This is a genomic window from Corynebacterium sp. ACRPO (assembly GCF_022347205.1).
Lineage (GTDB): Bacteria > Actinomycetota > Actinomycetes > Mycobacteriales > Mycobacteriaceae > Corynebacterium.
The window spans coordinates 20,435-28,819 of record NZ_JAKRNE010000023.1; the positions used below are offsets into that span (position 1 = coordinate 20,435).

General features: G+C 58.9%; 8 protein-coding genes. 2 read left to right on the forward strand and 6 right to left on the reverse strand.

All coding sequences use genetic code 11. The features are described 5' to 3' along the window. The 3 genes from MHY22_RS11180 to MHY22_RS11190 are packed head-to-tail and all read right to left on the reverse strand — an operon-like array spanning position 1 to position 3,033. The gene (locus MHY22_RS11180; protein WP_239279356.1) at positions 1-1,344 is read right to left on the reverse strand and encodes a DAK2 domain-containing protein; all 1,344 of its coding nucleotides are present in this window, start codon (positions 1,342-1,344) and stop codon (positions 1-3) included. Between the two features lie 10 nt (positions 1,345-1,354). Next, positions 1,355-1,993 carry a uracil-DNA glycosylase gene (locus MHY22_RS11185; protein WP_239279357.1) on the reverse strand — a complete coding sequence of 213 codons (639 nt, stop codon included), beginning with the start codon at positions 1,991-1,993 and terminating at the stop codon, positions 1,355-1,357. A gap of 2 nt (positions 1,994-1,995) precedes the next feature. After that, on the reverse strand, positions 1,996-3,033 hold the full coding sequence (locus tag MHY22_RS11190) for a thiamine-phosphate kinase (RefSeq protein WP_239279358.1): 1,038 nt from the start codon (positions 3,031-3,033) through the stop codon (positions 1,996-1,998). On the opposite strand from MHY22_RS11190, the gene MHY22_RS11195 reads away from it, so the two are divergent. Beyond that, the gene (locus MHY22_RS11195) at positions 2,981-3,880 is read left to right on the forward strand and encodes a DUF3515 domain-containing protein (protein ID WP_239279359.1); all 900 of its coding nucleotides are present in this window, start codon (positions 2,981-2,983) and stop codon (positions 3,878-3,880) included. The genes MHY22_RS11190 and MHY22_RS11195 overlap by 53 nt on opposite strands. A 13-nt stretch (positions 3,881-3,893) precedes the next feature. Here the strand turns inward: MHY22_RS11195 and MHY22_RS11200 are convergent, their stop codons facing one another. Both MHY22_RS11200 and MHY22_RS11205 read right to left on the reverse strand, forming a co-directional pair. Beyond that, entirely contained in the window at positions 3,894-4,955 is a 1,062-nt protein-coding gene (locus tag MHY22_RS11200; RefSeq protein ID WP_239279360.1) for a D-alanine--D-alanine ligase family protein, read from the reverse strand. A 22-nt stretch (positions 4,956-4,977) separates the two neighbouring features. After that, positions 4,978-5,976, reverse strand: a complete 999-nt coding sequence (locus tag MHY22_RS11205; RefSeq protein ID WP_239279361.1) for an NAD(P)H-dependent glycerol-3-phosphate dehydrogenase — start codon at positions 5,974-5,976, stop codon at positions 4,978-4,980. Positions 5,977-6,137: 161 nt separating this feature from the next. On the opposite strand from MHY22_RS11205, the gene MHY22_RS11210 reads away from it, so the two are divergent. Next, a complete protein-coding gene (locus tag MHY22_RS11210; RefSeq protein WP_239279362.1) occupies positions 6,138-7,136 on the forward strand; it encodes a bifunctional NUDIX hydrolase/histidine phosphatase family protein in 999 nt (332 codons plus the stop codon). 104 nt (positions 7,137-7,240) lie between these two features. Here the strand turns inward: MHY22_RS11210 and MHY22_RS11215 are convergent, their stop codons facing one another. Beyond that, on the reverse strand, positions 7,241-8,119 hold the full coding sequence (locus tag MHY22_RS11215; protein WP_239279363.1) for a hypothetical protein: 879 nt from the start codon (positions 8,117-8,119) through the stop codon (positions 7,241-7,243). Positions 8,120-8,385 lie beyond the last annotated feature (266 nt).

An 8,385-nucleotide genomic window follows, 5' to 3' on the forward strand; every position in this document is an offset into this window, starting at 1 on the left:
CTATTCCACTCCGATTTCGGTTGCGATATCCGGTACTTTCAGTGCCATAACGTCCACGCGAAGCTGTTGAGCTAGGTCCTCCTGGTCCAGGTCAAGGGCGCTTAAGACTGTGACCTGCTCACCGCCTTCTGCTAAGAGATCGCGGCAGGTGGTAATGATTGACTGCGGGGTTTCCTGGCTTGGGTAAGCCACTCGCATGGACTTGGCAGCATCACGCATGGCAGCAACGACGGCACCAGTATCTGGGTTATCCGGTTCATAGACGGAAATCGCAGCCAGAGCTGCAGCCAAAGACTGCGCGGGCACTACTCGCCCGGCGCTGGTCTCCGAACTCAAACCGGTAGCAAGGACGATGTCCTCCTCTTCCGCCGCAATGGGATCATCCGGTGACACAACGCTCACCCCCGCAGATGCCAGAAGATCGCTGATAGGCCCGGCCGGTGCGGCAGCAATTACCCGGCGAGCGATCGGTGCTTCGGAGGCAGATTCGGTGTGAGCAGGCAACACCTCAAGGTGCAGGTTGGATACCTTTCCTATACCAAAGGCGGTTTCAATGACCCTGCCTGCCCGCCAGGAGTGGATATGTACATTAGCGCTGTCCTCGGTGGCCCGAGCGATAACGAGGCTGTCTCCCAACGGTTCAATTGCTACCTGCAGCGTGTCTAAATCTCCCTCGAAGAAAAAGACCACTTCCAGTTCAGTTTCCGGCTCCGTTTCGGGCAGGCCTGTGTGCCCGGTGGATCCTTCGATTTCTGCGAGCAGAGACTCTAAGAGGATAACGAGACCAGCGCCGCCAGCATCCACCACTCCTGCCTCGCGCAGGGCTGGCAATTGCGAAGGAGTGCGCTCGAGGGCCGTTTCCGCGGCAGCGATTGCGGCGCTGACAATACTGTGCAAGGTTGCGCCTGATTGCGCTGCAGCGTCGTCGGCAGCCTCGGCTGCTGCCTTCAAGACCGTAATAACTGTGCCTTCCACCGGCTCGGCGATAGCCTGGTCCACCAGCTCCACGGCATGCTGCAGGGAGCGGGCAAAGACAGCACCGTCGATAACTGAGTCCACAGTTGACTCGGCAATGCCGCGCAGAACCTGAGACAGCACCATTCCCGAGTTCCCGCGGGCACCACGCACCGCCCCGAGCGCGAGTGAATCGGCGACATCGCCACCATTGTCGAGCTCCGCTACCGCTGCCTCCATAGTGTGCGCCATATTCGAGCCCGTATCGGAATCCGGTACGGGAAAGACATTGAGCGCGTTGATCTCATCGCGGCGATGGGCTAATTCCCCCACGGCGCGGGTGGCCCAATTGCGCATTCCGTGGGAATCCAGCGTGCTGGGGTAGGACATGCGCAATAGTTTACAAGCGCCAATCTATTTCCTGTGCGCCTTGGTCCCGCAAAAGGGCGTTTGCCCGGGAAAAGGGCTGAGAACCAAAGAAGCCGCGGCTGGCAGAAAGCGGTGAGGGGTGTGGGGACTTGATACAGGGGACGTCGGGAAGAAAGCGCTCACACGCTTGCGCATCCCGGCCCCAGAGAATCGCTACCATGGGGCTGCGGTTGAGCGCGCGAATGGCAGCCTCTGTGATCTCTTCCCAACCGATGCGGCGGTGCGAACCGGCTTGGCCTGGGGCTACGGTAAGCACTCTGTTAAGCAGCAGCACTCCCTGGTCCGCCCAGGCGCTCAGGTCACCATCCTCTCGGCCGTTGATACCCAGATCATCGTGCAGTTCGCGGTAAATATTGACCAAGGAACGCGGCGGTTTCACACCTGGGCGGGTGGAAAAGGCCATGCCCATAGCGTGTCCTGGGGTGGGATAAGGGTCTTGGCCCACGATGAGCACTCGGACCTCGTCCAGCGGCATCTGCAACGCACGGCAGACGTCCTCCGCCGGGGGCAAATAGTCCTGTCCCTCAAGAGCGTGAGAAATCTGTGGCCATTGGCTTTCTACTACCGGCGCCAACACCGGTTCCCAGGAAGGGTGGTAAGTGGGATGCATGGTTAAAAACTCAGCCAGCCTTTCTGATAGCTCGGTGTAGTGCCTCCCAGCGTAACCCCGCAGCCGCGGGTTACGGTGCCAATCTTTCGGAATCCCGAGGGTGCTTCCTTTGCGGTCGTGCCGATGAGAGTGTGGTCTTCGCCGCCGCTGAGTACCCATTCCCAGGGATCGCAGCCGAGTAGATCCGCGGCCTGGCACAGCAATTCTTCCGGTTGCAAGGCCTGCGGATCCAAGTCCATGTGCACGCAGGAGTGCTCGGCCATCGTCGTGCAGTCTTGAATCAGACCGTCTGAGTTATCGGTCATTGCGGTCACCCCCGCGGCACGGGCAATGACGCCGCGGCCGGGGTTGAGCCAGGGGGCACAGTGGGCGTCGATAAGCGGCTGCAGGTGCTCATGCCCTGCAGGAAGGTTCCGGCCAAAGCGCTCCAACAAGGCCAAGCCGGCGGCCGAGTGGCCGATCTTGCCGTGCGCTACTACCTGCTGGCCTGCCCGCGCCCCGTCCAAGGTCAAGGCAGGAAGGCTGCCGCCGAGGAAGCCTACGGCCGTGATATTAATGACCAAAAGATCGGACTTCGTTAGGTCGCCGCCTACCAACTCGGCGTTATAGAAAGAGCTATGCTCCGCGATTCCCTCGGCAATGCCGCGCACGAAGGGCACCGGGGTATCGCCTGGCGCGGCGATTGCAAGGAGGGCGGCAACCGGGCGGGCACCCATAGCTTCCACATCGGCAAAATTGCGCAAGATGGCCTTCTTGCCAATCTCGCGCGGGGTAGACCACTCGCGCAGGAAATGACGTCCCTCCACCATCAAATCGGTGGCCGCCACGGTGCGGGAATTCGGCGGCGCACTGGGCAGAACCGCGGCATCGTCTCCATTGAGCCCACTGGAGGCCACGGAGGTAATTTCGCGGATAGCGGCGCGTTCTCCCACATCTGCGAGAGTCTGAGTTAAGTTCACCAGCTTCCTTTCGATACTATGAGCCCTTATGACATCCCAATTTAACCGCACCGCGATCTTCATTTCACTTGGGTTGTCCATAGTGATGGTTCTGGCGGTCCTTTTCGGCGCAAAATACGTATTCAATAACGTCGCCAAAGCACCCGTGGCGGTCTCCCCCGTGGAGTCTAAGGAAGCAGACTCGCAAGCCTGCCGCAGCTTTATCGACGCCCTTCCGGATGAGGTCATGGATAAGCAACGTGCAGGTATTGCCGAACCCGTGCCTTCCGGTGTCGCAGCTTGGGCCGCTACTTCAGACGATAAGGTCACCGTGCGCTGTGGCGTGGATATGCCTTTCCAGTACACCGAGTACTCCCAGACCCAGGACGTAGAGGGCGAACAGTGGTTCCAGGTGCGCGATGCCACCCCTGGCTCGAACCTCACCACTTGGTATGCGCCGCAGCGCTTCCCCGTTGTCGCGGTCACTGCCTCCACTGATGCAGAGCCGGGCGAGCTTAACGACGCCCTCTCCTCCCTCGAAGAAAAGCCTGCCACTGCCCACGAGGCGCCACTCAAGGCGCTCAAGGCGGGCGATGACCAGATGTGCGCAGAAGTAGACAAGGCCCTGCCCGATTCGGTGGCTGAGGGCTACCGGCGCCGCGAGGTTGAGGATAAAAATACCTATGTGTGGAGCGCCGAAGGCCGCGAAGACATCGTTGCGCGATGCGGCGTAGCCAAGCCGGAGAACTATCGCGCCGGAGTTAAGCTCCAGCAGGTTAACGATATTCCGTGGTTCGAGGACACCACCTTGGCCCATGGCACGACCGCAGGCACGTGGTTTGCCCTCGGCCGCGAAGACTACCTTGCGCTACACGCCCCACAAGATGCCGCACAAGCGGCACTCGTGGAACTCGGCGATGTGCTCGCAGAGCACACGACCGAAAAGTAGGCAGCGCTCGGGCCTACTTGGCTAGGGCCTGCTCGATAAGCGCCTCGAGCAGCGCCGAGTATTCCACCCCGGAAGCCGCGAGCACCTGCGGGTACATGGAGATCGGGGTAAAGCCCGGCAGGGTATTGATCTCGTTGATGTACACGGAGTCCTCGGTGACGAAGAAGTCGACTCGGGACAGACCCTCACAGTTGAGGGCCTCGAAGGCGCGGATTGCCATGCCTCGTAATTTCTCGGTCAGCTCAGGTGCGAAAGGTGCAGGGATTTCGGCGGTGACCACATTGTCGAGGTACTTGGTGTCGAAGCCATAAAAGCCCTCATCGGAATCATCGATACCGGCGAGCAGCGCTGGGACGGAGGCCAGCAAGGTGCCATCGGCATAGTGAAGTACGCCGATTTCTACCTCTTTGCCTACGATTTCCGGCTCCACCAGGATCTTTTCGTCATCTTCCAGGGCGAGGTCAACGGCTGCGGGAAACTCCTCCCAAGTAGTGACCTTGGATACGCCGATGGAGGATCCACCGCGTGCGGGTTTTACAAAGACGGGCAGGCCTAGTCGCTGCTTTTCGTCCTCGCTTAGCTCGGTGCGGCCTTTGAGGATAACCTCGGGTGCTACTGGCAGGTCTGCGGCCGCCAGCACCTTCTTGGTAAATTCCTTGTCCATACCCACCGAGGAAGCCAATACCCCTGGGCCTACATAGGGCAAGCCGGAAAGCTCAAAGAGTCCTTGGACCGTGCCGTCCTCACCAAAGGGGCCATGCAGAATGGGAAATACCACGTCGACCTCTGCGAAGAGCGTGCCGTCGGTGACGTTGTGGAACTGTCCCCTGGCATTGGGATCAAGAGAAAGGGTCAGTTCTACACCTGGGCTGACCTCCGGCATGACACCATCGACAATTTCTAACCCCTCAGTGGTGCCGGGCGTCCACGTGCCCTCACGGGTAATGCCGATGGGCACCACCTCGAATTTCTCTGGGTCGAGGTGGTTCATGATCGCGCCTGCGGATACGCAGGATACGGAGTGCTCGGTGCTACGGCCGCCATAGATAACGGCCACGCGGGTCTTTTCAGTCATGCCCGCAGATTTTACCCTCGACCTACTCCGACTTCTTGGACCGACCCATCAAAGCGATGATCATATCTTCCACCGCCATACCCTCGTAGCACACGCCATAAACCGCGTGCGTGATAGGCATCTCAACTCCGGCCTGCTGGGCGAGGCGATAGATGGAGTCACAGGAGTAGACGCCCTCCGCGACCTGGCCATTGGTCGCAGCCTTGGCCTCTTCAATCGTGCCGCCTTGACCCAAGCGGTAGCCAAAGGTGCGGTTGCGCGAGAGTGTCGAGGTGCATGTTGCCACCAAGTCGCCCATGCCTGCGAGGCCGGAGAAAGTAAATGGATCCGCCCCCAACTCCACGCCCAGGCGGGTAATTTCCGCCAAACCGCGGGTGATGATGGTGGCCATGGTGTTATTGCCCAGCCCTTTGCCGGAGGCGATACCACAGGCTAAGGCGATGACATTTTTACAGGCGCCACCGATTTCTGCGCCGATGACGTCGGTATTGGTGTAGGGCCGCAGGTACGGCGCGGCGACCGCTGCTTGCACGCGCTGAGCGCGGTCTTCATCGGAGCAGGCAATCACCGTTGCGGCCACTTGGCCGGCAGCAATCTCCTTGGCCAGGTTCGGGCCAGACAGTACCGCCACGCGGTCTTCTGGCACGCCCGCCGCATCCATAATGACCTCGCTCATGCGCTTGAGCGTGGCGGTCTCCACGCCTTTCGAGATAGACACCAGGGTCGCGTCCTCTGGCAGGTGCGGCGCCCACTTTTCCACGTTGGCGCGCAAGGTTTGGGAGGGAACGCCGAACACGACGACGTCGGCAAGCGCAAGCGCTTCCGCATCATTGTGGGTGGCCCGCACCGCGGCCGGCAGCCGGGTATCCGGCAAATAGTCCGGATTGATGTGCGTCTCGTTGATGGCCTGCACCAATTCCGTGCGGCGCGCCCACAAGCGAACGTCATTTCCGGCGTCCGCAAAGACCTTGGCCAAGGTAGTGCCCCAAGAACCAGCACCCATCACGGCAACATTAACCATGGTGTCTCCTCCAAACGTGCAAATCTATAACCCCAACCTTAAAGCATGCCCGACCCCCGTGGGGCGAGGATGCACAACGCGCCTTACCCGTGGGACAATGGGCGCTTAGACGTTGTTTTCAAACACCCAATTTCTGTGGAAAGGCCCCGTGGAGGCAGACGATGCCCAATATTAAAAAGATGCACGAAACCGACAAGGATCAGCAGCACGAGGAATTTATTTCCGGCCGCCATCAGGAAATCCCGGTGGACCCCGCCAAAGAATTCCACCGCACTACCCTTGCTGCCGGCGCCGTGATCTGGCGCGGCTCCCCGCAGGACCCAGAAATCGCGCTCATCCACCGCCCCCATTACGATGATTGGTCCCTGCCCAAGGGCAAGGTTGATCCGGGCGAGTCCCTACCTACCACCGCAGCCCGGGAAATCCTGGAGGAAACCGGCTTTAACGTGCGTCTAGGCAAGCTCATCGGCAAGGTAACGTACCCAGTCCAGGGCCGCACTAAGGTGGTCTACTACTGGGTAGCCAAGTACCTGAGCGGAACCTATTCCGCCAATAGTGAAACCGATGAGCTACGGTGGCTGCCCATCGACGAGGCGCAGGACCTCCTGTCCTACGACGTTGATACCGCGGTAGTGGCCAAGGCGGCTAAGCGCCTACGCATCGCGCCCGCTACCCGCGTGCTCTATGTGCGCCACGCACGCGCGCATGACAGCGGTAGCTGGGAAGGCGATGACAACCTTCGCCCACTGGATAAAAAGGGCCGCCGCCAAGCAGAGATGCTGGTGCCGATGCTGAGTGCTTTCCACCCCACCGCGATTTACTCAGCCTTGCCCCAGCGCTGCCAGCAGACGGCTGCCCCGCTCGCCGACGAACTAGGCAAGGACATTTCCATCAACAAAAACTTTGGCGACGAGGCCTGGGAGAACGACCCAGAAGCAGCCAAGAAAGCTTTCCGCCGCGTGGTCAACGAAGGCGGCGTTCCCGTCATCGTAAGCCAGGGCGCCACCATTCCTGGCATCATCGAGGACCTCGCCCCAAAGTTCCTGAAAAAGCCGGTGGACAAGCTGAAGTTTAAGAAGGCTTCTGTGTGGGTCTTGTCTTTCAACAATGGCGAGCTCACCGGTGCCGATTACCTGGCTAGCCCACTGCCGGTGCGCTAGTTTCCTGGTTCCTCGCCGACCAACAATTAAGGCCCTGCCTTCCATCTCATGCGGTGGACGAGCAGGGCCTTACTTGCGCAACTATCGTGCGGCTGCGGGGTTTTCTAACCGCGCAAGCCGAGCGTGCGACGGACGAAGAGGACCAAAATGAGGGTGTTCAGTGCTGGGTACACAAACATGCCGACTAGGGTAAAGCTCAACACTACGTACAGGACGGCACTCAGGACGACTACCAAGATGGTCACTCCGACATTCTTCTTCGCTACCTCGATGGAAGCCCCAAAGGTCTCGCCAACGGATAGCTCAGGACGTACGGCCTTAACAGCCGGCATCCAAGTAAAGAAGAAGGCGGCGAAGAGTCCCGGAATAATCAGGAGAATGAAGCCCAGGGAAATAACCAGCCACGAAAGCACATTCACCGCCATGAGACCGGCGACATTTTTAAAGCTCAGAAAGTCCTTTATCTCCAGCATCCCGGTATCAACCTGTTTATTAGCAGCCTTGTACCAGGTGCTAATGGACCAAATAAACACTAGGAACATGGCGATAATAGCTAAGAACATTACCGCAATTAACCCACCAGTAAGTGCGGCATCGGAACCCGAGCCACTATTGGCTAGGGCATCAATGGATGTACCGCTGCCTGCTAGGACGAGGGTCAACAGCAAATAGAGAATGGAGACAATTACGATCTGCACCAGTGGACCGAAAATCCACTGCGCCCAATTGCGGCCGAAGTAGCGGAAGCTATCCGCGATTACCTGAATGGCGTCTACGTCACGACCAAAAAGGGAATCTTCTCCTTGGTAGGTGCTTCCGGCGTATCCGGGTTGCCCGAACTGTTGCTGACCGTACTGCTGCCCGTAGCCTGGTTGGCCGTTCGCGCCGTTTCCGTAGGGCGCAGATTCACTGGCAGGTCCGGGAGTACCTGGACCATTGTTTCCTGAATTAAAGGAATTATTATTCGAATAGGGATTGCTCATAGATTTAAAGCTAGGGGCATACTTTGTTACAGGAAACTGGAGCAGGTGATTGTTACTCTTACGTTACCAATTTTTACCCCCGCAGCTCCCCCAAGGTTTGTACTCAAGACTCATACCCAAATGCAAAACACCCCCACCGCCCCCTTGAACTGCTCCCCATTAGTTGGACTGAGAAATCAGTTTCCGATTAGTGGGGAGTAGTTTTCATTGAGAGCTCGAAGTTTGGTGAGTGAGCATCAGCGGGAGCAGTTGGTTAAACTATTTGA

Coding starts and splice junctions, on each gene's coding strand:
- MHY22_RS11180 (WP_239279356.1), bottom strand. CDS start 1,344: ATGTCCTACCCCAGCACGCTGGATTCCCACGGAATGCGCAATTGGGCC.
- MHY22_RS11185 (WP_239279357.1), bottom strand. CDS start 1,993: ATGCATCCCACTTACCACCCTTCCTGGGAACCGGTGTTGGCGCCGGTA.
- MHY22_RS11195 (WP_239279359.1), top strand. CDS start 2,981: ATGACATCCCAATTTAACCGCACCGCGATCTTCATTTCACTTGGGTTG.
- MHY22_RS11190 (WP_239279358.1), bottom strand. CDS start 3,033: ATGGACAACCCAAGTGAAATGAAGATCGCGGTGCGGTTAAATTGGGAT.
- MHY22_RS11200 (WP_239279360.1), bottom strand. CDS start 4,955: ATGACTGAAAAGACCCGCGTGGCCGTTATCTATGGCGGCCGTAGCACC.
- MHY22_RS11205 (WP_239279361.1), bottom strand. CDS start 5,976: ATGGTTAATGTTGCCGTGATGGGTGCTGGTTCTTGGGGCACTACCTTG.
- MHY22_RS11210 (WP_239279362.1), top strand. CDS start 6,138: ATGCCCAATATTAAAAAGATGCACGAAACCGACAAGGATCAGCAGCAC.
- MHY22_RS11215 (WP_239279363.1), bottom strand. CDS start 8,119: ATGAGCAATCCCTATTCGAATAATAATTCCTTTAATTCAGGAAACAAT.